The organism is Citrobacter sp. S55_ASV_140 (genome assembly GCF_018919505.1).
Taxonomy (GTDB): Bacteria; Pseudomonadota; Gammaproteobacteria; order Enterobacterales; family Enterobacteriaceae; genus Citrobacter; species Citrobacter werkmanii.
Genome location: NZ_JAHLQZ010000007.1, coordinates 17,047 through 39,999 on the forward strand (window position 1 = coordinate 17,047; position 22,953 = coordinate 39,999).

The 22,953-nt window shown below is 54.7% G+C and carries 20 protein-coding genes; 6 read left to right on the plus strand and 14 right to left on the minus strand.

All coding sequences use genetic code 11. The features are described 5' to 3' along the window. Position 1: 1 nt before the first annotated feature. From eutN to maeB, 8 genes are all read right to left on the minus strand, one after another. On the minus strand, positions 2-289 hold the full coding sequence (eutN, locus tag KQJ18_RS02530; protein WP_121529386.1) for an ethanolamine utilization microcompartment protein EutN: 288 nt from the start codon (positions 287-289) through the stop codon (positions 2-4). Positions 290-403: 114 nt separating this feature from the next. After that, a complete protein-coding gene (gene eutM, locus KQJ18_RS02535) occupies positions 404-697 on the minus strand; it encodes an ethanolamine utilization microcompartment protein EutM (RefSeq protein ID WP_003835054.1) in 294 nt (97 codons plus the stop codon). Between the two features lie 40 nt (positions 698-737). After that, positions 738-1,754, minus strand: a complete 1,017-nt coding sequence (gene pta, locus KQJ18_RS02540; protein WP_038642535.1) for a phosphate acetyltransferase — start codon at positions 1,752-1,754, stop codon at positions 738-740. Beyond that, a complete protein-coding gene (gene eutT / locus KQJ18_RS02545) occupies positions 1,751-2,554 on the minus strand; it encodes an ethanolamine utilization cob(I)yrinic acid a,c-diamide adenosyltransferase EutT (RefSeq protein WP_087856433.1) in 804 nt (267 codons plus the stop codon). Before eutT ends, pta begins: the two co-directional genes overlap by 4 nt. Before the next feature lie 9 nt (positions 2,555-2,563). After that, entirely contained in the window at positions 2,564-3,268 is a 705-nt protein-coding gene (gene eutQ, locus KQJ18_RS02550; RefSeq protein ID WP_069324481.1) for an ethanolamine utilization acetate kinase EutQ, read from the minus strand. Beyond that, complete coding sequence (gene eutP / locus KQJ18_RS02555) at positions 3,246-3,725, minus strand: ethanolamine utilization acetate kinase EutP (RefSeq protein WP_003037998.1); 480 nt, start codon at positions 3,723-3,725, stop codon at positions 3,246-3,248. Before eutP ends, eutQ begins: the two co-directional genes overlap by 23 nt. Positions 3,726-3,737: 12 nt before the next feature. Beyond that, positions 3,738-4,073: an ethanolamine utilization microcompartment protein EutS gene (eutS, locus tag KQJ18_RS02560; RefSeq protein WP_003037995.1), complete on the minus strand. Its 336-nt coding sequence runs from the start codon at positions 4,071-4,073 to the stop codon at positions 3,738-3,740. A gap of 159 nt (positions 4,074-4,232) precedes the next feature. Next, a complete protein-coding gene (maeB, locus tag KQJ18_RS02565) occupies positions 4,233-6,512 on the minus strand; it encodes an NADP-dependent oxaloacetate-decarboxylating malate dehydrogenase (protein ID WP_038642540.1) in 2,280 nt (759 codons plus the stop codon). 279 nt (positions 6,513-6,791) lie between these two features. On the opposite strand from maeB, the gene tkt reads away from it, so the two are divergent. Continuing rightward, positions 6,792-8,786, plus strand: coding sequence for a transketolase (tkt, locus tag KQJ18_RS02570; protein ID WP_121529387.1), 1,995 nt, complete (start codon positions 6,792-6,794; stop codon positions 8,784-8,786). Here the strand turns inward: tkt and KQJ18_RS02575 are convergent. The 3 genes from KQJ18_RS02575 to aegA all read right to left on the minus strand — a co-directional run bounded on the left by KQJ18_RS02575 (position 8,776) and on the right by aegA (position 12,565). Then, positions 8,776-9,819, minus strand: coding sequence for a DUF1176 domain-containing protein (locus tag KQJ18_RS02575; RefSeq protein WP_038642544.1), 1,044 nt, complete (start codon positions 9,817-9,819; stop codon positions 8,776-8,778). The genes tkt and KQJ18_RS02575 overlap by 11 nt on opposite strands. A 123-nt stretch (positions 9,820-9,942) precedes the next feature. Beyond that, positions 9,943-10,518, minus strand: a complete 576-nt coding sequence (gene nudK / locus KQJ18_RS02580; RefSeq protein ID WP_006683526.1) for a GDP-mannose pyrophosphatase NudK — start codon at positions 10,516-10,518, stop codon at positions 9,943-9,945. A 67-nt stretch (positions 10,519-10,585) separates the two neighbouring features. Further along, positions 10,586-12,565, minus strand: a complete 1,980-nt coding sequence (aegA, locus tag KQJ18_RS02585) for a formate-dependent uric acid utilization protein AegA (RefSeq protein ID WP_216421352.1) — start codon at positions 12,563-12,565, stop codon at positions 10,586-10,588. A 263-nt stretch (positions 12,566-12,828) separates the two neighbouring features. On the opposite strand from aegA, the gene narQ reads away from it, so the two are divergent. Further along, complete coding sequence (gene narQ / locus KQJ18_RS02590) at positions 12,829-14,526, plus strand: nitrate/nitrite two-component system sensor histidine kinase NarQ (protein WP_087856429.1); 1,698 nt, start codon at positions 12,829-12,831, stop codon at positions 14,524-14,526. Between the two features lie 184 nt (positions 14,527-14,710). Further along, the gene (acrD, locus tag KQJ18_RS02595; RefSeq protein WP_069324476.1) at positions 14,711-17,824 is read left to right on the plus strand and encodes a multidrug efflux RND transporter permease AcrD; all 3,114 of its coding nucleotides are present in this window, start codon (positions 14,711-14,713) and stop codon (positions 17,822-17,824) included. A 75-nt stretch (positions 17,825-17,899) separates the two neighbouring features. Here the strand turns inward: acrD and ypfM are convergent, their stop codons facing one another. Next, positions 17,900-17,959: a protein YpfM gene (ypfM, locus tag KQJ18_RS02600; RefSeq protein WP_001386977.1), complete on the minus strand. Its 60-nt coding sequence runs from the start codon at positions 17,957-17,959 to the stop codon at positions 17,900-17,902. Between the two features lie 387 nt (positions 17,960-18,346). Here ypfM and KQJ18_RS02605 point away from each other — a divergent pair, with 387 nt between their 5' ends. The 3 genes from KQJ18_RS02605 to KQJ18_RS02615 are packed head-to-tail and all read left to right on the plus strand — an operon-like array spanning position 18,347 to position 20,062. Further along, positions 18,347-18,703 (plus strand): ArsC family reductase, encoded by a 357-nt coding sequence (locus tag KQJ18_RS02605; protein ID WP_069324475.1) that lies wholly within the window; start codon positions 18,347-18,349, stop codon positions 18,701-18,703. A 3-nt stretch (positions 18,704-18,706) separates the two neighbouring features. Beyond that, positions 18,707-19,834 (plus strand): succinyl-diaminopimelate desuccinylase, encoded by a 1,128-nt coding sequence (dapE, locus tag KQJ18_RS02610; RefSeq protein WP_216421359.1) that lies wholly within the window; start codon positions 18,707-18,709, stop codon positions 19,832-19,834. A 27-nt stretch (positions 19,835-19,861) separates the two neighbouring features. Beyond that, positions 19,862-20,062, plus strand: a complete 201-nt coding sequence (locus KQJ18_RS02615; protein WP_003037974.1) for a membrane protein — start codon at positions 19,862-19,864, stop codon at positions 20,060-20,062. Between the two features lie 103 nt (positions 20,063-20,165). On the opposite strand, the gene ypfH is transcribed toward KQJ18_RS02615, so the two are convergent. Beyond that, the gene (gene ypfH / locus KQJ18_RS02620; protein WP_069324473.1) at positions 20,166-20,864 is read right to left on the minus strand and encodes an esterase; all 699 of its coding nucleotides are present in this window, start codon (positions 20,862-20,864) and stop codon (positions 20,166-20,168) included. Positions 20,865-20,937: 73 nt separating this feature from the next. Next, on the minus strand, positions 20,938-22,953 hold the full coding sequence (locus tag KQJ18_RS02625; protein WP_137347057.1) for a GNAT family N-acetyltransferase: 2,016 nt from the start codon (positions 22,951-22,953) through the stop codon (positions 20,938-20,940).

The following is a 22,953-nucleotide window of genomic DNA, read 5'->3' on the forward strand; positions in this document are numbered from 1 at the left end:
CTTATTTATGGAAGATCACCTGACCACCTGCCACCACTTCATCGACAATGCCAATCACGCACAGATCGACAGGTGATGATTCGTTACGGTGCGCCTGACGGGCTGAGCTTCCGCTGACCAGCAGCACCCACTCTCCGGTTCCCGCCCCGATGCTGTCGATAGCAACAGCACATTGCCCGTTGGGATTACCCTGGGCATCAATCATTTCCACCATCAGCAACTTGTCGTGCGCGAGCCCCTGATGGCGTACGGTACAAACAATTTGTCCTGTGACGATTGCCAGTTTCATACGCGCCTCCGTGGCATATTTCAGGTAAAACCTCCCCCTACCCTCCGCAGAAGGTAATGTGAAAAGGAGAGAGGGTGACGCCAGCAATGCAGTCTGTGGCGTCACATGGACGACTTACATGTCGTTGCTGTCGCCTTTAAAGCTGATCGGGAATACTTCTTCCAGATCGCCATGCGGACGCGGGATCACATGTACGGAAACCAGCTCGCCAATACGCTGTGCAGCCGCAGCACCTGCGTCCGTTGCGGCTTTGCATGCCGCTACGTCGCCACGGACCATGGCAGTGACCAGACCGCCACCGATCTGCTTCACGCCAACCAGTTTCACGCGTGCCGCTTTAACCATTGCGTCAGAAGCCTCAATCAGTGCAACCAGGCCCCGGGTTTCAATCATTCCTAATGCTTCCATTATGCTTTCCTCTTAAGTCAAAGGGGTCCAGAACGGGACCTTATACAACCAGTGTGTGCGAGGCGTTTTCACGACTCACGTCAGTCTGGCGCGGCACTGCTGCCACCAACGCCAGTTCGATAATTTCCTGTACGCTACAGCCGCGAGAGAGGTCATGAAGCGGTGCGGCAAGCCCCTGGATCAGTGGCCCGACTGCACGATAACCTCCCAAACGCTGGGCGATTTTGTAACCAATATTGCCTGCTTCAAGCGACGGGAAGACCATCACATTGGCATTGCCCTTTAACGGACTTGCAGGCGCTTTTTGCGCGGCGACATCCGGAACAAAGGCGGCATCAAATTGCAGTTCGCCATCCACCATAAGCTGCGGCGCACGTTCACGAACGATCTCCGTGGCCTGCTGCACGTTAGCGACGTTGGGGTGACGGGCACTGCCATTACTTGAAAACGACAGCATGGCCACGCGCGGTTCTTCCCCCGTAATTGCCTGCCAGGTCTGCGCGCTGGCAATCGCAATATCCGCCAGTTGTGCGGCGGTGGGCTGGGGTACGACGCTGCAATCGGCAAAGCCTAATGACGGTCCGAGATACTGCGGCAGCATCAGGAAAATTGACGACAGCGTTTTACAGCCAGGCTGTAGCCCAATAATGCGTAACCCGGCGCGCAGCACGTTTGCCGTCGACGAAAGATTGCCGGCAATACAGACATCCGCTTTTCCCGCGCTAACCATTGCGGCGGCGAACATTAATGGGTCATTGAGTTTTTCCAGCGCATCGGCTGGCGTTTTATCTCCCGCGCGGGCCAGCCAGCGCAGCGCAAACTCTTCGCGCATTGCCAGATTGCTTTGCGGATCGATAACCTGGATACCATCCATCGCCACCCGATGGCTGAGAGCAAACTGGCGCAAGGCAAATGGACTGGCGACGAGAATGGGGCGCGCCAGACCGTGCTGATGCAGATAATTCGCCGCTTTCAGCACCCGGACATCCAGCGCATCCGGGAACACCACCCGGGCAGGTGAGCGTTGGGCGAGTTGACGAGCACGTTCAATGATCATGGCTTCTCCCCCAGTCGCTGTTGAATTTGGCTAACCGTCAGCGGATGCTTCGCCACGCTCAGAATCATCATCACGTAGACTGTACTGGAAAGGCGGTTAAGCGCCTGCATGATGTCCGGTCGCATAACGTCAAAACTGCGGGTGATGAAGACCTGCGCCGCCACCGTCTCCGTTTCACGGACTTTGGTACGCAGCAGATTCAGCAACGCGCAATCACGTCCGTGGCTGGCCTCAGGCACCAGATGATCGTGATCCAGATAGCGCAGCGGATGATGTGAAAGCCGGTGTAAATCTTCGTCGCTCAAACCGACGATAGCTTGTGCGGCCAGCGGCTCGTCCATAGCATCGGCGCGCATAATATTGCCCAGACGTGAGCGAATATCCGCCAGCCATGGCTGCCACGGTTCCGCCAGCTCGATCTGCAACCACACGGCCAGAGCGATAGTGCTGTCCAGCGCGGCGCGAAATCCCAGACGCGGATCGCTTTTGGCTACCATCTTGTCTGCCGTCAGATGCGTCAGCGTGTCTGGTTTCTTCGCCACCGGTTGATGACACAGTTCGCAGCTGGCCTGGGGATGGGTAGCGCTGCTGGTTAAACCATGCACCGGCTGCGGCTGCTGTTCTTCGTCATCAATAAACAGGCTGCCCTGCTCGTCGATAAACTTAATGCGCAGATGTCGGCTTTCCAGTAATTCCCGGGCAGACGGCGTCAGGCGAGCATCAGCGGGGAGATGAATTTCAGCCCCTTCGCTGAGCGTATGATTCGCTCTGAGCCATGCTTCGGTAATGAAATCCTTCATACATCCGCCTTAGCAGGACTGCCAGTTCGCAGGCCAGGCCACATACAGAAACTTCACCGTCGATGGCGTACCAAATTCAATGCTGGAGCCTTTCGGGATAAACATGACGTCCCCGGCTTTAGCAATCATGGTTTCGCCTTCGTGACGAACGTGCAGCTCGCCTTCCAGAATCATGTCGATTTCGTCGTAGTTCAGCGTCCATGGGAAAAAGGCGTTATCCCACTGCATGAACCCGGCGGCCATGCTGCTACCGTCCTGGTCGGTCACCAGGTCGGTTAAGCCAACGCAGTGCGGTTGCGCGCCGTCAAAACGCCCAAACTTCACGCTGCTACCGTCGATGACTTTGACACCACCTTTGCCGGTGACCGATTTAAAGCTCGGCTGCATTCCGCCCTGCTCCAGCGACTGTTTCTCCTTCATGACTTTGTCCATCAGCTGCGCGACCAGGCTTTCGGTAAATTGCCCTTCGGGCAATTGCGCAATGATGGTTTCACGAATGCGCTGGCTCTCCGTTTTGCCATCATCCGCCGCAGCCGGTGCAGCAGCGGCGGCAGTTGGCGCGGATTCGTCGCATTCACGGATAGTGACGCCCAGCAGCTCCGCCACTTCGCGTGCCTCTGGGGTGATGATGCTGGCGCGCAGAACAACCGACATTTCCTGTTCGCCGCGTGCGTGGGCCGCACGAATATCGTTAGCTGTGATGAGTTTTTTCACCTGCCCTTTCCTCCTTTTGGCTGAGCTCAGTCAGATAATCCACCAGGTGCTGCACGCTGCGCGGGTCATGGCTATTGAGCTCGAAAATCGGCTCCTGAAACCCCATCCCGCGAAGTAATTGTCGCGTTGCGGCGACGTCGGCATCCGGCATGTCCGTTTTGCTGATAACGGCGATTTGTCGTTTACTGGCGCCGATATCCAACAGCCCGGCAGGTAAGCGACTTTCTTTATCATTTGCCGCGTGTATATAAATCAACGTATCGACATCCTGCAGCGTGGTAATTAAGGCGTGGTACCAGCGCGGATGGCTAAAATATTCTCCCGGCGTATCGATATCGCCATTTTCATTAAACTCAACGGCCTGTGTTTTTCTGGCGAGGGAATAATTCCCCTGTAGCGCATTAAAGAGCGTTGTTTTCCCCGCGCCCACCGTACCGACAAACGCAATACGTTTCATCGCCGCCTCTGATTAACTTTTTGTCAGGTTGCACAACGTGAAATTTAATAACCGACCCAGACCGCTCACCGTCTGTAATAGCGCTTCTTCTACCGCGCCTACCGAGCCATAAATCACCAGTGCCCCGCTGAATCTATCGAGAAAGCCGATATGTACATCCGCCGCCTTCATGGCTAAGTCACCGGCAATCATCGCGGTTTCGCCTGGCGTCAGCGTCATAATGCCGATGGCGCCCGCCTCGGGAACGCCGATCTTTTTCGCCAGTTCTTCGCCAGGGTGCGCAATGAGATGCGCCAGCGTGACCTGTTTCCCCGGCACAAATTCCTGAATGATGCGTTCTTTTTCCATTGCTCACCGCCTCCGCTGAAACTGCCCTCATCGTGGCAATTTTTTGTCAGAGTAAATAACAAAATTCGGCAACCAGGTTTAAAAGGTGAAGTGGATCACTAAGAAAAGGAAAATAAAAAGGCGCGGGAGAGACCCGCGCCAGAAATAATTAAAGTGAAATTACAGCGGCTGTGTTTGAGCTTCTACAACGGCCAGCGCCACCATATTAACGATACGACGAACAGAGGCGATCTGCGTTAATACGTGCACCGGTTTCGCTACCCCCATCAACACTGGGCCGACCGTTACGCCTTCGGAGCTGGAAACACGTAGTAAGTTGTAACTAATACGAGCAGCCTCCATATTCGGCATCACCAGAATATTGGCTGAGCCTTTCAGTGGGCTATCCGGCATACGGTCGTTACGGATACTTTCCACCAGCGCGGCATCACCGTGCATTTCACCGTCAATCATCAATTCTGGCGCACGCGCCTTAATCAGCGCCAGTGCTTCACGCATTTTGCTGGCAGACGGACAATTTGATGAGCCAAAGTTGGAATGTGACAGTAATGCCACCTTCGGTTCGATACCAAAGCGACGCACGGTTTCTGCCGCCATCACGGCGATTTCAGCCAGTTGCTCCGGCGTTGGGTCATCGTTGACGTAGGTGTCGGCGATAAAGGTGTTACCGCTTGGCAGCAGCAGTGCGTTCATCGCCCCGGCTGTATGCACGCCATCACGGTGACCAAACACCTCTTTCACCACGCTGAAGTGCTCATGATAGTCACCAATCGTACCGCAGATCATCGCATCGGCTTCACCGCGCTGCACCATGATCGCGCCGATAACCGTAGTGTTGGCAATCACCGCACGCTGCGCCTGCTCCTGGGTAATACCACGGCGCTTCATGATCTGGTAGTACTCGTTCCAGTACTCTTTAAAGCGCGGATCGGACTCATTGTTAACGATTTCAAAATCGACGCCGGCTTTGATCTGCAGTCCCAGTTTCTGGATACGCATTTCGATCACACTCGGACGACCAATCAGGATCGGCTTCGCCAGACCTAAGGTGATCAGCTCCTGAGTCGCATGCAGCACACGCGCCTCTTCCCCTTCCGTCAGCACCACACGCTTCGGCGCTTTACGTGCCTGGGAGAAAATCGGCTTCATGAACAGGTTGGTTTTGTAGACAAATTCGGTCAGCTTATCGATATAAGCGTCAAAGTCAGCAATCGGACGCGTTGCCACACCGGAGTCCATCGCCGCTTTTGCTACCGCCGGGGCGATTTTAACAATCAGACGCGGGTCGAACGGTTTAGGGATGATGTATTCCGGGCCAAAGCTCAGGTCCTGGTCGCCATAGGCGGAGGCCACCACTTCGCTCTGCTCGGCGTGCGCCAGCTCAGCAATGGCGTGTACCGCGGCCAGTTTCATCTCTTCGTTGATGGCGGTAGCGCCGACGTCCAGCGCGCCACGGAAGATGAACGGGAAGCAGAGAACGTTGTTAACCTGGTTCGGATAGTCGGAACGACCGGTACAAATGATAGCGTCCGAGCGCACCTCTTTTGCCAGCGGCGGCAGGATTTCCGGTTCCGGGTTGGCAAGTGCCAGGATCATCGGCGCACGCGCCATCTTCTTGACCATTTCCTGGGTCAGCACTTTGGGACCGGAGCAGCCGAGGAAAATGTCTGCGCCGTCAATCACGTCATCCAGCGTACGTTTACCGTCATCCACTACCGCGTAAGCCGCTTTGGTTTCCGCCATGTTCGGTTCGCGGTCTTTGTAAATCACGCCTTTGGAGTCGCAGACCACAATATTGTGTTTCTGCATCCCCAGCGCCACCAGCAGGTTCATACAGGCAATCGCCGCCGCACCTGCGCCGGACACCACCATGCGTACGTCAGAGATATTTTTCTCTACCACCCGCAGACCGTTAAGAATTGCGGCGGTGCTGATGATCGCCGTGCCGTGCTGATCATCATGGAATACCGGTATATTCATACGCTCGCGCAGTTTTTGCTCAATGTAGAAGCATTCCGGCGCTTTGATGTCTTCGAGGTTGATGCCGCCAAACGTTGGCTCCAGGGCCGCCACGACATTGATAAATTTATCCGGATCAAGCTCATCCACTTCGATGTCGAACACGTCAATCCCGGCGAATTTCTTAAACAGAACGCCTTTTCCTTCCATCACCGGTTTGCCAGCCAGTGCGCCTATATTGCCAAGGCCCAGCACCGCTGTACCGTTGGAGATAACCGCAACCAGGTTGCCGCGCGCGGTGTATTTGTAGGCCGCCAGCGGGTCCTTTTCAATTTCCAGACACGGCGCTGCAACGCCTGGCGAGTAGGCCAGAGCAAGATCACGCTGTGTTGCAAGAGGCTTGGTCGGAGAAACCTGAATTTTACCTGGTACTGGAAATTCGTGGAAATCGAGGGCGCTTTGTTTTAACTGGTCATCCATCTTGTTGTTCCTTTCACGTGTCGATCAAAAAAGTGGCGCGGGTAACCATGCTACGAGCCGCACATTATCACCTCAGTCAGCGGCCCAAACTTTGAAGGTCCCCAAACTCTCGCCATTCAAAGAAAGAATTTGTTATCAACTTATAACAGCCATGTTACCTGCTTAATCCAGCAATGCCATGCTTGTCTGCTATGCTTTTTGCGTGTGCAGCCCGCAATTTTCCCAAAAGTGTGAATTAACACACGCATCTAACGCTTTACTTTTCAAGGAGTATTTCCTATGACCCGTAAAGAGCTTGCCAATGCCATTCGTGCGCTAAGTATGGATGCCGTACAAAAAGCTAACTCAGGCCACCCCGGCGCACCAATGGGAATGGCCGATATCGCCGAAGTACTGTGGAATGATTTCCTCCGCCATAACCCGACCGATCCCACCTGGTACGATCGTGACCGGTTTATTCTGTCCAATGGTCACGCTTCAATGCTGCTTTACAGTCTGCTGCATCTTTCCGGCTACGATTTGCCGTTAGAGGAGTTGAAGAACTTCCGCCAACTGCATTCGAAGACGCCAGGGCACCCGGAAATCGGCTACACGCCGGGCGTGGAAACCACCACCGGCCCGCTGGGTCAGGGTTTAGCCAACGCGGTTGGCCTGGCGATTGCCGAACGCACGCTGGCGGCGCAATTTAACCAGCCGAATCATGAGATTGTTAACCACTATACCTGGGTGTTTATGGGCGACGGCTGCCTGATGGAAGGGATTTCCCACGAGGTTTGTTCCCTGGCGGGAACCCTGGGACTGGGCAAACTGATCGGCTTCTACGATCACAACGGCATCTCGATCGATGGCGAAACCGACGGCTGGTTTACCGACGATACCGCGAAACGCTTTGAGGCCTATCACTGGCATGTGGTGCATGAGATTGACGGTCATGATCCTGAGGCGGTGAAAAAAGCGATTCAGGAAGCGCAGGCTGTTACCGATAAGCCATCGCTGATTATCTGCCGCACGGTGATTGGTTTTGGCTCACCGAATAAAGCCGGGAAAGAAGAAGCGCACGGCGCCGCGCTGGGCGAAGAAGAAGTGGCGCTAACCCGACAGAAGCTGGGGTGGCACCATCCTGCTTTTGAGATCCCCAAAGAGATTTACCGGGCGTGGGATGCACGGGAAAAAGGTGAGAAAGCGCAACAGGCCTGGAACGAGAAATTCGCGGCGTATCAACAAGCACACCCGCAGCTGGCGACTGAATTTACCCGTCGAATGAGCGGCGGGCTACCGGAACAGTGGGAAGAGACGACCCAGAAGTACATTACCGACTTACAAGCTAATCCGGCCAAAATCGCCACCCGTAAGGCCTCGCAAAATACCCTGAACGCCTACGGTCCGATACTGCCTGAGCTGCTTGGCGGCTCAGCGGATCTGGCGCCGAGCAACCTGACCATTTGGAAAGGATCTACGTCGCTTAAAGAGGATCCCGCCGGAAATTACATCCACTATGGCGTGCGGGAGTTTGGCATGACCGCGATTGCCAACGGTATCGCCCATCACGGTGGCTTTGTGCCGTACACCGCCACGTTCCTGATGTTTGTCGAATATGCCCGTAATGCCGCGCGCATGGCGGCGTTGATGAAGGCCAGACAAATCATGGTTTATACCCACGACTCGATTGGTCTGGGGGAGGATGGTCCTACGCACCAGGCCGTCGAACAGCTCGCCAGCCTGCGTCTGACGCCTAATTTCAGCACCTGGCGACCGTGCGATCAGGTTGAGGCGGCAGTAGGCTGGAAGCTGGCGGTCGAACGCCATGACGGGCCAACGGCGCTAATCCTCTCCAGACAAAATCTGGCGCAGGTTGAGCGTACACCTGAACAGGTGCAGCAGATTGCCCGCGGGGGATATGTGCTGAAGGACAGCGGCGGTAAACCGGATGTTATTTTGATTGCTACCGGTTCAGAAATGGAAATTACGCTGCTGGCGGCGGAAAAACTGACCGGTGAGGGTCGTAACGTGCGTGTGGTTTCTCTGCCCTCGACCGATATTTTTGACGCTCAGGATGAGGCGTACCGGGAATCGGTCTTACCGGCAAACGTCAGCGCCCGGGTGGCGGTGGAAGCAGGCATTGCCGATTACTGGTACAAATATGTCGGTCTAAAGGGGGCAATTGTCGGCATGACCGGTTATGGAGAATCAGCTCCGGCAGATAAATTGTTCCCGTTCTTCGGCTTTACGGTAGATAACATCGTCGCCAAAGCGCATAAAGTGCTTAACGCGTGATCCACAATGTGGGCCAGGCATCTGGCCCATGCCAGTTATCGCAACTTGGTTCCTGGGCATAACGCGCCAGGCGAAACCGCTGTCCGTCATAGCGCCAGCGCGTCTGGATACCGCAATCAGCCAACCCTCGTCCTTTGGCGAGGGTGACCAGTTCCCGCGACTTCTCGTCAAACGTGGCGTTGGTCAGTTCCATATCCCGACTTTCGGCATCCGTTTTAAATGGCAGACTCAAACGGACGGCACTGGAGGTTAACGGTTTTGCGCGTGAAACAATCCACGCCAGATCGATGGTGTTATACGCCCCGGCTTCACAGCCGATCATCAGTAGCGCTTTGTCATCCGTCAGGGCCGTGACGCGCATCTCGCGACGCAGTGGATCGATCGAGCAGCGAATACCATTGATGCGCCAGTTACCATAATCGAGCAGCTCACTGCGCTCTTGTTGCGTTAAGGGCGTTGGCGTTGGGTTAATGACAGCCACACCTTTCAGGGCCGGGGCTGGCGGTACGCTGAGCGGCGGCTCATCACCTTTTTCGATCCAGGCGGTTTCGCTCCCCACGCGTTTTTGCTGGGCGTCGATAAACAGTAATGCGGCTTTTAATCCGATCAGTGAAAGATTTTGCGCGCCTTTTTGCAGGGTTATTGCCTTCGCGTCCTGTACGGTTTGTAAAAATGCGCTAATAGTGACCGGATCATCGGTCATCAGTTGCCAGGGCGTAATACGCCAGTGCTCACCGCTAAGCGAAAGCGGTGCGCCATCCAGCAACAGGCGCGGCGCAATTTCGCTCTCTTTAGCATGGGAAGGCTCCAGCCCTCCCAGTTCAATACGCAACACCGCATCGGTGTGCGCCCCGGCGCTGCGGCTGAGGGTCATGACCAGGCCGTGATGTTCTCCGGTATTGCGCGCCACGCAAAAATTCTGGTTATTACACGTCACCTGCCAGTCAGAAAACGCCTGCTGCGCGGGCGCGGCCCACAGCAAACGGACGGGAATCAGCCCGAGCAGAAAAATGAAAATGACGCGATAGCGCATGGACGGTACAACCCCGGAATTAAAACACACAGCCTAAGCGGTATCTTCCTTGCGCGACTGATGTGGCTCAATAAGAATCGTCGGATTGGCCGTCTATTTGTAAAGAAATATTAATACTCAGGGTTAATCCATAAGGTGCGACGACTGCAGGTAGTTCAACAACAGCACCGTTTTGCCGTCACGGATCTCACCCGTTTTAATCATTTCCAGCGCCTGCGTGAACGGCAACTCCAGAACCTCAATATCTTCATCTTCAACACCGCCGCCTGCATTTGCCCGCTGACTGTCGCTGTATTGCGCGATAAAGAAATGGATCAGCTCCGTCACGCCGCCCGGCGACATGTAGAGTTCGAACAGTTTACGCACTTCCCCCACTTCATAGCCGGTCTCTTCAATCGCCTCTTTACGAATACACGCTTCTGGTTCGTCGTTATCCAGTAGTCCGGCGCAGGTTTCAATCAGTTGGCCGTCTTCGTTACCGTTGACCCAGGTCGCGACGCGGAACTGACGGATGAGCACCACGGTTTTCTTCTCCGCGTTATACAGCAGAATTGTGGCGCCGTTGCCGCGATCGTAAACCTCGCGCTTGTGACGAATCACCTCACCGTTACTTCGGGTCAGATCATAGGTAATATTGCGCAGGATGAAGTAGTTATCAGAAAGGACTTTATCTTTGATGAGGGTAATTTTTTGCGACATACCGGCTCCACGGCGAGAAGTGAGAAATAATACTACGCCGTGAAACCGGGTTTGTCTTGACCTTCGGCTAGTGAGATTTGACTGATTTTACGCCCAGCCAGTCGACGATCCCTTGGGCAGCATGCCGCCCTTCAGCCATCGCCGTGACCACCAGGTCCGCACCGCGTACCGCATCTCCGCCGGCAAAGATTTTCGGGTTACTGGTTTGATAACGGTACGCGCTCTCAACGTTGGCGGCAATGCGTCCCCAGTTATCGACCTTAACGCCATGCGCCTCCAGCCACGGCATACCGTGCGGGTGGAAACCAAACGCCATGATCACCGCGTCTGCGGGCATAACAAACTCACTCCCGGCGATCGGCACCGGGCGTCGACGCCCATTCGCGTCCGGCTCGCCAAGCTGGGTACGTAAGAAACGCACGCCACTGACTCGTCCATCGGCATTCAACACCAGCTCAACCGGCTGGACGTTAAACTCAAAGTTCGCCCCCTCTTCGCGCGCGTTTTTCACCTCTTTTTTCGAACCCGGCATGTTGGCTTCATCACGACGATAGGCGCAGGTAACCTGGCTTGCCCCGTGACGCAGCGCGGTACGCACGCAGTCCATCGCCGTATCGCCTCCGCCCAGCACCACAACGTTCAGCCCGGCGGTATCGATAAACGGTTCTTCAGGCAGTTCATCCAGCCCCATCACCTGTTTGGTGTTGGCAATCAGGAACGGCAGCGCATCATAAACGCCCGGCGCGTCTTCATTCGGCAGGTCCGCCTTCATGGAACGATAGGTCCCCACGCCCACAAATACGGCATCGTACTCTTCCAGCAGCGTCGCCAGCGCCACATCCCTACCCACTTCACAGTTAAGTTCGAAATGAATGCCCATGGCGCTGAAGATTTCACGGCGACGCGCCAGCAGCGTTTTGTCCAGCTTGAAGGCCGGTATGCCAAACGTCAGCAAACCGCCGATTTCAGGATGGCGATCGTATACGGTGGCGCTAACGCCGTTTCGCGCTAACACATCCGCACAGGCCAGGCCTGCCGGACCCGCGCCGATAATCGCGACGCGCCTATCCACTTTCTGTACGTGGCTTAAGTCCGGTCGCCAACCTTTGCTCAGCGCCCGGTCAGAAATATAACGCTCAATATTACCGATAGTCACCGCGCCATGCTCGTTACGCACCGTGCATGCCCCTTCGCAGAGCCGGTCCTGGGGACACACGCGCCCGGTCACTTCCGGCAGGCAGTTGGTCTGATGAGAAAGCTCAACCGCCGCGTCGATGTTCCCGGCTTTGACCAGTTCTATCCACTGCGGAATATGGTTATGCAGTGGGCAGGTCCATTCGCAAATACTGTGGTCGCCGCATTTCAGGCAGCGGGATGCTTCCCGTTCCGCCTGCGCCGTGCGAAACGGCAGATAGATCTCTTCAAAGCTGGTTTTTCGGGCTTCAATCGCCAGCTTATCTGGCTCACCACGCACAGGCGTCGCCTGCATTTGCTCACGTTTGGTGATGGCATCCTGAACAAAATCGGTAGCGCTACTGTGCCAGGGCTGACTCTCCAGACTGGCTGTACGCAGTCTGCGCGCTTTTGACAGGCCGGTAAGCGCGTTTTCCGTCACCAGCTGTAACGCCTGTGCCGGACAGTTTTCCACGCAGGCGGGGCCTTCTTCACGCCCCTGGCACAAATCGCATTTATGCGCAGTCGCTTTCACCTTTCCTTTAGCCACGGGAGTGAGTACGATCTGCATCGTGCCAAAGGGACAGGCCACGACGCACGATTTGCAGCCAATACACTTTTGCGGGTTCACCTGCACGCTGTCGTTATCATGGCTGATTGCCCCGTTTGGGCAACTTCTGGCGCAGGGGGCGTCTTCACAGTGGTGGCAGGTCACCGCACTGCGCTGTTGCTGATGCTTGATAACAGTAATTCGGGGCTGAAAATGCCGCGGGCTCAGGACATGCTGCTCGCCATTGTGGGCCATGACGCAAGCGACCTCACAGGCATGGCAACCCAGGCACTGCTGGCTATTGACCATAATAAAACGATTCATGGCTTCCTTCTTTTTTGGTTGCAAAAACCTTATTCTTTATATGACTGTTGTTATTAACCGACACGGAAGGAAGCGGCAATGTTCATTTGCCCAGGAAGCACAACTATTTATCCAGAACCTGTGGCAGATCAATTTATTTCATCGCATATGAAATTGTGTTTCAGTTACCATCCAGTTTCATGGCGTTTTATTAACATTTATCAAATACACCGTATCGTTCGGGCTGTATCAAGGCGCGACGTGTATTGTGTGAGGATGCACAAGTGACGGTAAAGCGTCCGGTCTCGGCCAGCCTGGCCAAGGCTTTTTTCTACATCGTGCTGTTGTCGATTCTCTCAACGGGTATTGCGTTGCTCACGCTGACCAGCAGCTTGCGGGATGCTGAAGCCATCAACGTTGCTGGCTCATTGCGCATGCAAAGCTACCGTCTGGGTTACGATCTGCAAAGCCAAAGCCCGCAGCTCAACGCCCACCGCCAACTTTTCCAGCAGGCGCTAAACTCGTCGGCATTACAAAATCTGAATGCGTGGTATGTACCGCAAGCGGTGAAAAGTCGCTATGGACGACTGCATGCAAACTGGCTGGAAATGAACGCCCGTCTGATCGATGGCGATTTAAAATGGTACCAGGCCAATATCAATAACTATGTCGATCAAATCGATCTCTTCGTGCTGGCGTTGCAACATTACGCCGAACGCAAAGTGATGCTGGTTTTTGGTATTTCGCTGGCAGGCGGGATTGGCATATTCACGCTCGTCTTCTTTACCCTGCGGCGCATTCGCCAGCAGGTGGTGCGGCCGCTAAATAAGCTGGTAATGGCCAGCCAGCATATTGAGCACGGTCAGTTTGATATCCCACCGCTGGATACCGGTTTACCCAACGAACTGGGGCTGCTGGGCAAGACCTTTAGCCAGATGTCGAGTGAATTACACAAGCTGTACCGTTCACTGGAAGCCTCGGTCGCAGAGAAAACCCACGATCTCCACGAAGCCAATCGCCGTCTGGAAGTGCTGTATCAGTGCTCTCAGGCGCTCAATACCAGTCAGATTGATGTGTACTGCTTCCGCCATATTTTACAGATTGTCCGCGAACATGACGCCGCGTATTTCCTGGAGCTTACCGTCGGTGATAACTGGCGGATTAGTGAAGGGAGCAAAAGCCCCGAGCTGCCAATGCAAATCCTGCCGGTCACGATGCAGGAAACCGTCTACGGCGAACTGCACTGGCAAAGTCCAAACGTCAATGCCTCGACCCCGCTGCTCAACAGCGTATCTTCTATGCTGGGACGCGGGTTGTACTTCAACCAGGCGCAAAAACATTTTCAGCAGCTGTTGTTAATGGAAGAGCGCGCGACCATTGCACGTGAACTGCACGACTCGCTGGCGCAGGTGCTCTCTTATCTACGCATTCAGCTCACGCTGCTGAAGCGCTCGATTCCAGAGGATAACGCTCCGGCACAAAGTATTATGGCGGATTTCTCTCAGGCGCTGAATGATGCCTATCGTCAACTGCGCGAGCTGCTGACCACCTTCCGTCTGACCTTACAGCAGGCTGATTTACCCTCCGCCCTGCATGAAATGCTGGAAACGCTGCAAAATCAGACCTCAGCTAAACTGGTGCTCGATTGCCGGTTGCCTACGCTGGCGCTGGATGCGCAAATGCAGGTGCATCTGCTGCAGATTGTTCGTGAAGCGGTACTGAACGCAATTAAGCATGCTAACGCAACCGAAATTGCCGTCAGTTGCGTCACCGCGCCGGATGGCAATCATACGGTTTATATTCGCGATAACGGCATCGGCATTGGCGAACCGCATGAGCCCACCGGGCACTATGGATTAAATATTATGCGTGAACGAGCGGAAAGACTGAGCGGCACGTTGACCTTCTCGCAGCCCTCCGGCGGGGGAACGCTGGTAAGCATCAGTTTTCGTTCGGCTGAATCCGACAGTAAGCTAACGTAAAGAACCGCAAAGCGCCGTCGGGTCTGGATCCAGGTCTGACGGCGCTGGCACAAAAGGTATGCTGTAAACGGGCATGATAATTTACATTATCTTCTTTTTTTCTCCACGTTTGCCCCGTACCTTGCCGCTAAAGTGAAGCAAGTCATACCCATAACGATACGCAGAAACACGAGGTCCCCTTTTAATGGCGAATTTTTTCATCGATCGCCCCATTTTTGCCTGGGTGTTAGCTATCCTGTTGTGTCTGACAGGAGCCCTGGCTATTTTTTCGCTACCCGTTGAGCAATATCCCGATCTGGCCCCGCCCAATGTGCGGGTAACCGCCAACTATCCTGGTGCATCTGCACAAACGCTGGAAAACACCGTGACCCAGGTCATCGAGCAGAATATGACCGGTCTCGATAATCTGATGTATATGTCATCACAGAGCAGCGGGACAGGCCAGGCGACGGTTACGCTGAGTTTTGTCGCCGGGACCGATCCTGATGAAGCCGTACAGCAGGTGCAAAACCAACTGCAATCGGCAATGCGTAAGCTGCCGCAGGCGGTACAGGATCAAGGGGTCACGGTACGCAAAACCGGGGATACCAATATTCTGACCATCGCCTTCGTCTCTACCGATGGCTCCATGGATAAGCAGGACATCGCCGATTATGTGGCGAGTAATATTCAGGACCCGCTCAGTCGTATAAACGGCGTGGGGGATATCGACGCCTACGGTTCACAATACTCCATGCGTATCTGGCTCGACCCGGCCAAACTTAACAGCTTCCAGATGACCGCCAAAGATGTGACCGACGCTATCGAGTCACAGAATGCGCAGATTGCCGTCGGGCAACTTGGCGGCACGCCTTCAGTGGACAAACAGGCGCTGAATGCGACGATTAATGCCCAGTCGCTGCTGCAGACTCCGGATCAATTCCGCGATATTACTCTGCGCGTTAACCAGGATGGTTCGGAAGTTAAACTGGGCGACGTGGCGACGGTCGAAATGGGGGCTGAAAAGTATGATTATCTCAGCCGCTTTAACGGTAATCCCGCCTCCGGTCTGGGCGTGAAGCTGGCCTCCGGCGCCAATGAAATGGCAACGGCAACGCTGGTTATTAACCGCCTGAACGAGCTGTCGCAATATTTTCCGCACGGGCTGGAATATAAGGTGGCGTATGAAACCACCTCCTTCGTAAAAGCCTCAATTATCGACGTGGTAAAAACGCTGCTGGAAGCGATCGCGCTGGTATTTTTGGTCATGTACCTGTTCCTGCAAAATTTCCGCGCCACGCTGATTCCCACTATCGCCGTTCCCGTCGTGCTGATGGGTACCTTCTCCGTGCTCTACGCCTTTGGCTATAGCGTGAACACGTTAACCATGTTTGCGATGGTGCTGGCGATCGGCCTGCTGGTGGATGACGCCATTGTGGTAGTGGAAAACGTCGAGCGTATTATGAGTGAGGAGGGCCTCTCACCGCGTGAAGCCACGCGAAAATCGATGGGACAAATCCAGGGCGCGCTGGTCGGTATCGCCATGGTACTGTCGGCGGTGTTTATCCCAATGGCCTTCTTCGGCGGCACTACCGGGGCTATTTATCGCCAGTTCTCGATTACCATTGTTTCCGCGATGGTGCTGTCCGTTCTGGTGGCGATGATCCTCACCCCTGCGCTGTGCGCCACGCTGCTTAAACCGCTGCATAAAGGCGAACAACACGGGCAGACCGGTTTCTTCGGTTGGTTTAACCGCATGTTTAACCGCAATGCCGAACGCTACGAAAAAGGCGTTGCCCGGATCCTGCATCGCAGCCTGCGCTGGATCCTGATCTACGTTCTGCTGCTCGGCGGTATGGTCTTTCTGTTCCTGCGTCTGCCGACTTCCTTCCTGCCGCTGGAAGACCGCGGAATGTTTACCACCTCGATACAGCTCCCCAGCGGCTCCACCCAACAACAAACGTTGAAAGTGGTAGAGGAAGTAGAGAAGTATTACTTCACCCACGAAAAAGACAACATCATGTCGGTCTTTTCCACGGTAGGATCCGGCCCCGGCGGGAACGGACAAAACGTGGCGCGTATGTTCGTGCGTTTAAAAGACTGGGATGAGCGTGACACCACCACCGGGACCTCCTTCGCCATCATCGAACGCGCGACCAAAGCGTTTAATAAGATTAAAGAGGCTCGCGTCTTCGCCAGCAGCCCTCCAGCCATTAGCGGCCTCGGAAGTTCGGCTGGTTTTGATATGGAACTGCAGGATCACGCCGGCGCGGGCCATGACGCGTTAATGGCCGCACGCGACAAGCTGATTGAGCTGGCCGGGAAAGACGCGTCCCTCACCCGCGTTCGTCATAACGGACTCGACGACAGTCCACAATTGCAAATTGATATCGATCAGCGCAAAGCCCAGGCGCTGGGCGTGTCCATTGACGACATCAACGACACATTGCAAACGGCCTGGGGCTCCAGCTACGTTAACGACTTTATGGACCGCGGCCGCGTGAAGAAAGTCTACGTCCAGGCGGCGGCAAAATACCGCATGCTCCCGGACGATATCAACCTGTGGTACGTTCGCAATAATAGCGGCGGCATGGTGCCTTTCTCGGCCTTTGCCACCTCGCGCTGGGAAACCGGCTCACCGCGCCTGGAGCGTTATAACGGCTATTCTGCCGTCGAGATTGTCGGTGAAGCCGCGCCCGGCGTCAGTACCGGTACGGCGATGGACGTGATGGAGTCGCTGGTCCGTCAATTGCCGACCGGATTTGGCCTGGAATGGACGGCGATGTCTTATCAGGAACGACTGTCGGGTTCTCAGGCCCCCGCCCTGTACGCCATCTCTCTGCTGGTGGTGTTCCTGTGTCTGGCGGCGCTGTACGAAAGCTGGTCGGTGCCCTTCTCCGTCATGCTGGTCGTGCCGCTGGGGGTTATTGGCGCGCTGCTGGCCACCTGGATGCGCGGTCTGGAAAACGATGTGTATTTCCAGGTCGGGTTATTAACCGTTATCGGACTCTCAGCGAAGAACGCGATATTGATTGTTGAATTCGCCAATGAGATGAACGAGAAAGGACACGATCTGCTTGATGCCACGCTGCATGCCTGTCGCCAGCGCTTACGCCCGATTCTGATGACGTCGCTGGCGTTCATCTTTGGGGTGTTGCCGATGGCCATCAGCAATGGCGCAGGTTCCGGCGGTCAACATGCGGTGGGGACCGGTGTAATGGGCGGGATGATTTCAGCCACAATCCTGGCAATTTACTTCGTTCCCCTGTTCTTTGTGCTGGTCCGTCGACGCTTCCCATTGAAGCCACGCCCAGAATAATCGGACACAAAAAAGGCGACTTACGTTGAGTCGCCTTTTTTTATCCTTTGCAGGATATGAATTTCTTCCAGAAAATTATTTACGAAGCATGACTTCGATAAAGTCTTTCCAGTTCCCCAGTTCACGTTCAATCATAACAACCTCTCTTATTATTATGAGCATTCTACGAAATCATCATCATCAAAAGAAGATCATTTAACCGATGGTTGTGATTACATCCTCCCGTGTTTGGGTATATGTGATCACTATGCGCTAAACCCATAAATTTTATGTGACTTACTGCAACATTTTGAAATATTCATACATCATCTACTACTTTGACAATTCTGATGGAAAAACAGGCTGATGCAAACAGGCAAATTCTGATTTTCATTTATACGATAGTTTTGGAACTTTCAGGAATCATTATTCACCCTTGTTCAACAATGTTATATTTCTCTATAACGCCTGAATGACAATATGTATTATTCATGTTCACAAAACATAGGCATAAATATTCAAATTCCATCAATAAGGATTCAGATGATTACTCTCTACGGCATTAAGAATTGCGATACGATTAAAAAAGCCAGACGCTGGTTAGAAGAACGAGGGATCGACTACCGCTTCCATGATTATCGCGTCGACGGCCTGGACAACACGCTATTACAGTCCTTTATCAGCGAATTAGGTTGGGAGCCGCTGCTCAATACGCGTGGAACCACCTGGCGAAAACTGGATGAAGCCACGCGTAGCCAAATCACTACTGCGGACGCCGCCGCCGCGTTGATGATTGAAATGCCTGCAATTATCAAACGCCCATTGCTCTGCGCGCCGGGTAAGCCTATGCTGCTTGGTTTCAGTGATTCCAGTTATACGCAGTTTTTTAATGAGGTGTAATCTATGTCGTGCCCGGTTATTGAGCTGACTCAGCAGCTTATTCGCCGTCCTTCTCTGAGCCCGGATGATGCCGGGTGCCAGGCGTTAATGATTGAACGCCTGCGCGCGGTAGGTTTTACCGTTGAGCGAATGGATTTTGGTGACACGCAGAATTTTTGGGCATGGCGCGGTAAAGGTGAGACCCTGGCATTTGCCGGTCACACTGACGTAGTGCCTGCCGGCGATATCGATCGCTGGATTAATCCGCCGTTTGAACCGACCATTCGCGATGGCATGTTGTTTGGGCGTGGCGCTGCCGATATGAAAGGTTCACTGGCGGCGATGGTCGTGGCCGCAGAACGCTTTGTCGCCCAACATCCTAATCATCAGGGCCGCCTGGCATTCCTGATAACCTCTGACGAAGAGGCCAGCGCCAAAAATGGCACCGTGAAGGTGGTTGAAGCGCTCATGGCGCGGAACGAACGCCTCGATTATTGTCTGGTTGGCGAGCCGTCCAGCACGGAAATCGTTGGCGACGTGGTGAAAAATGGTCGTCGTGGTTCACTGACCTGCAACCTGACCATTCACGGCGTGCAGGGGCACGTAGCCTACCCGCATCTGGCTGATAACCCGGTACACCGCGCAGCACCTATGCTCAATGAACTGGTGGCGATCGAGTGGGATCAGGGTAACGAGTTCTTCCCGGCGACCAGCATGCAGATTGCCAATATTCAGGCAGGAACCGGCAGCAACAATGTTATCCCGGGTGAGTTCTTTATTCAGTTCAACTTCCGTTTCAGCACCGAATTAACCGATGAAATGATTAAAGCCAGGGTGCTGGAACTGCTGGATAAACACCAACTGCGTTATACCGTCGACTGGTGGCTCTCCGGTCAGCCGTTCCTGACCGCACGCGGTAAACTGGTGGATGCAGTAGTGAACGCCATTGAGCACTATAATGAAATTAAACCGCAGTTACTGACTACAGGCGGGACATCCGACGGGCGTTTTATTGCCCGCATGGGGGCACAGGTAGTAGAGCTTGGGCCGGTCAATGCGACCATTCATAAAATTAATGAATGCGTTAATGCCGCCGACCTGCAACTGCTGGCCCGTATGTATCAACGTATCATGGAGCAACTCGTCGCCTGATGAGTGTTCCTGTAAGAGGAAATGAGCATGGACTGGCTGGCAAAATACTGGTGGATTTTAGTGTTGGTGTTTCTGGTAGGCGTATTGCTGAACGTGATTAAAGATCTCAAGCGTGTCGACCCTAAGAAATATCTCGCCAATAAGCCGGAGCTTCCCCCGCATCGTGACTTTAACGATAAGTGGGACGACGACGACGATTGGCCAAACAAGGATCAACCGAAGAAATAATTTCCAGGCCGATAAGTTCCGTAGGCCCGGTAAGCATTAGCGCTACCGGGTATTAAGTGCCGGATGGCAACGCTTCGCGTTTTATCCGGCCTACAGTGATCAATCAGATCATCTCAATCACATCATCATCGTGAGGCTTACCACCGCTCAGCGCTTCATCAAAGTAGTGTTTCGGTACGGTAAAACGCAGATGATCGAGCGCAAACTGCATGCTGTGTTCATCAATGGCGTGCCCCAGATTTTCGACGATATCCAGCGTCACATCTCCACCGGCGCGAATTAACGCTTCCTGCGCAGCAACGGCGTGAGATAACTCAATCACCCGGTCTTCACCGCCGTGAATCAAATGTACCGTCGTAGCCGTGGTTGCAACCTCTGGTAAGGTGGCGTAGCGACCATTGAAGGCGATGACCCGCGATGCCAGCCCCGGCTCGGCTTTAATACTCTCAAGCGACATAATCGCCCCCTGAGAAAAACCAATCAGCGCGGTAGCCTGAGGTGAAACGCCGCTGTGTTTTTGCCAGTAGCGCACGGTTTCAATAAAGACCGGCATAATGGCGTCAACACGCGCCTGCCGGTTCTCCTCCGTTACGCCCTGAACCGAAAACCACTGACGTCCGGAAGGAGAACCATAAGGCTCAGCCCCGCCAATGCTGACGATGAGCGCATCCGGAAACAGCGGTGCAAACCAGGAGCCGATTTCGCCCATGGCAACCGGGTTATCGCCGACGCCATGAAACAGCAGCAGTAGCTGTTGAGCGGGTTTATCAGGACTTTGAACAACAAAATGGTCATGTTTCATGGCGATCTCCTTAACTGATGAGAATCATTCTACGCCGCTTAACCGCAATGACCATGTCAGTAAATTGAAGAAGTTAGTGAAAATTTTGCCATTGCATAATGCGATTTTGTAGCCGCTGTATACGTTCAGCATCCAACTGTTTCAGCGCCTGCGCCGCCTCGGCCCGTTGAACGACCAGCAGTGCTTTACGCCCGGGGATCTTCAACTGCTGGCACAATTCGACATCGCTGCGTTTAGCCTGTAAGCGCCCCCGCAAGGCCGGGAGAGGTAACTCGCTGTGCTGAAGCAGACGAGTCAGACAGCCAAGCGACGTCAGTAATGGCCGATGGGCGAAGGCAAATCCCGCCAGATCATTCCAGTCATCTTCATTAAGCGTAGACTCTTTCAACGGGTCCAGCGGAATGCCCTCACCGTTCCACTGCGTAAGGATCTCCGCATCGCGACGCAGACGCAGGTGTTCGCGCCCGGCGAGGCGTTTTCCCGCTTCGCTAATAGGCAGTAACGCCATGGCGGTATAGCACCCGCTGCTGGCTTCGCGGTGATTGCCCATTCGCACCAGAACAAAACCACAGCGCTGCCAGAAACGCCAGAGTTCGACCGTATACCCAAAACTGACGGACAGATAGTCACACTGCGTGGAGTAACGCCGGGCCTGCATTATCAACTGCTGCCCGATACCTTCTCGCTGGCGAGCAGGATGAACCGCAATTCGGCTTACCCGCCGTCCAATGAGCGTTGCCGCCAACGGATCACCGCCGTGCGCCGCCAGTGACTGTGCAACCAGATTTCCTCGTGGTCGGCGATATCCTGCCCAAACGGCCTGGCTTAATTCTGCAGACAGTCCCCCTTCATCCACCAACCAGACGGCGCCCGCCACCGAGTCTGCACACGATGCCTGAAGGAAATGCTGGCCAGGCGCGTCCATCATTCGCCGCAGATCCAGTGGCGAAGTGCGATAGTGCGCCCCGGAAAGCAGTTGATATACCGCAACCGGCAGCGCCGGGTTGTCATGCCAGGACTGTTGTCCAAATGCACTGAAATGGAGATCGCCCGACGGGGCATGCGTAAACGTTTCGTCGTCAAACAGCAGCGCATCGCTGACGATTTTCTCCAGCGGACATCCCAGCGCCCAGCGTACGGGCTGTTGTAACTCAAAACGTCGAAGATGGGGAAAGCGGGCGCAGAATTTCAACAAGAAGCCTCTGCCGGTTCCCTCATAGCCCTGAACGGTGGTGGTTAATAGCGTGCGGGGAAAACGCGCGACTAACTGATGCAGTAGCGGCGCGGGGATTGCGGCGGCTTCATCAACGATAAGCCAGTCTGCGGTTGCAGAACTGCTTAACAACGCGTCCGGGGCCATAAAGCGGTAACGTTCTGCGGCAAATTGCGCCAGCACATCGGTTGCCGCTTTGGCTGGCGCGGTAACAATAGCAGTCCCGTTGATACGTGCAATCAGTTGCCCCGCCAGCGCAGATTTTCCCCGACCACGCGCCGCCGTCACGACAACCACGCCAGAAGGCATAGTCAGTAACTGCGCTAAAATCAGCGCCTGTTCAGGCTGAGGTTCACCGGTTGCCGCGTGCCAGTCGGCGCGAGCAGCAAAATGGGGATATGTAGCAGGCTGATGCTGCTGCCAGTGCAAAGCCTGTCCATCACGGGAAATGACCCGTTTGACGTGTTCAACAAAATGCGGCGTTGGAATCGGGTCAGCGCAGTCACTCCAGCGCAGTGAATCCGCGTCAGGATGCGTGTGCCAGCTATGCCAGGGGGGAGTCAGCAACACCAGCCAGCTGCCGGCGATCAGCGTGCCGCTTAAGGCGGCAAACGCCGCAGCGTCAAATCCCCGCCCGGCGTCAAAAACCGCATGATGGAATTCGCGCCCTAGTAACGTTTGCAGCGCCTGCGGCGTACAGTTCGGTTCAGCAGGGGCTTGCGCCCCTACCCATAGCCAGTCACCGGGTAACGCGTTGCGTAGCGCTAACGCTTGCGCCTGACGCCAGCTATTCTCGCCGCTGATAACCAACAGACGGCGGATGCCTTCGCGGGTCATCTGTTCAGTTAACGCCCTCAGCGTCGTGTTATCAGACAT

Excerpts from the sequence above, each read along its gene's own strand:
- eutN (WP_121529386.1), bottom strand. The coding sequence starts at position 289 with ATGAAACTGGCAATCGTCACAGGACAAATTGTTTGTACCGTACGCCAT.
- eutM (WP_003835054.1), bottom strand. The coding sequence starts at position 697 with ATGGAAGCATTAGGAATGATTGAAACCCGGGGCCTGGTTGCACTGATT.
- pta (WP_038642535.1), bottom strand. The coding sequence starts at position 1,754 with ATGATCATTGAACGTGCTCGTCAACTCGCCCAACGCTCACCTGCCCGG.
- eutT (WP_087856433.1), bottom strand. The coding sequence starts at position 2,554 with ATGAAGGATTTCATTACCGAAGCATGGCTCAGAGCGAATCATACGCTC.
- eutP (WP_003037998.1), bottom strand. The coding sequence starts at position 3,725 with ATGAAACGTATTGCGTTTGTCGGTACGGTGGGCGCGGGGAAAACAACG.
- eutS (WP_003037995.1), bottom strand. The coding sequence starts at position 4,073 with ATGGAAAAAGAACGCATCATTCAGGAATTTGTGCCGGGGAAACAGGTC.
- maeB (WP_038642540.1), bottom strand. The coding sequence starts at position 6,512 with ATGGATGACCAGTTAAAACAAAGCGCCCTCGATTTCCACGAATTTCCA.
- tkt (WP_121529387.1), top strand. The coding sequence starts at position 6,792 with ATGACCCGTAAAGAGCTTGCCAATGCCATTCGTGCGCTAAGTATGGAT.
- KQJ18_RS02575 (WP_038642544.1), bottom strand. The coding sequence starts at position 9,819 with ATGCGCTATCGCGTCATTTTCATTTTTCTGCTCGGGCTGATTCCCGTC.
- nudK (WP_006683526.1), bottom strand. The coding sequence starts at position 10,518 with ATGTCGCAAAAAATTACCCTCATCAAAGATAAAGTCCTTTCTGATAAC.
- aegA (WP_216421352.1), bottom strand. The coding sequence starts at position 12,565 with ATGAATCGTTTTATTATGGTCAATAGCCAGCAGTGCCTGGGTTGCCAT.
- acrD (WP_069324476.1), top strand. The coding sequence starts at position 14,711 with ATGGCGAATTTTTTCATCGATCGCCCCATTTTTGCCTGGGTGTTAGCT.
- KQJ18_RS02605 (WP_069324475.1), top strand. The coding sequence starts at position 18,347 with ATGATTACTCTCTACGGCATTAAGAATTGCGATACGATTAAAAAAGCC.
- dapE (WP_216421359.1), top strand. The coding sequence starts at position 18,707 with ATGTCGTGCCCGGTTATTGAGCTGACTCAGCAGCTTATTCGCCGTCCT.
- KQJ18_RS02615 (WP_003037974.1), top strand. The coding sequence starts at position 19,862 with ATGGACTGGCTGGCAAAATACTGGTGGATTTTAGTGTTGGTGTTTCTG.
- ypfH (WP_069324473.1), bottom strand. The coding sequence starts at position 20,864 with ATGAAACATGACCATTTTGTTGTTCAAAGTCCTGATAAACCCGCTCAA.
- KQJ18_RS02625 (WP_137347057.1), bottom strand. The coding sequence starts at position 22,953 with ATGTCTGATAACACGACGCTGAGGGCGTTAACTGAACAGATGACCCGC.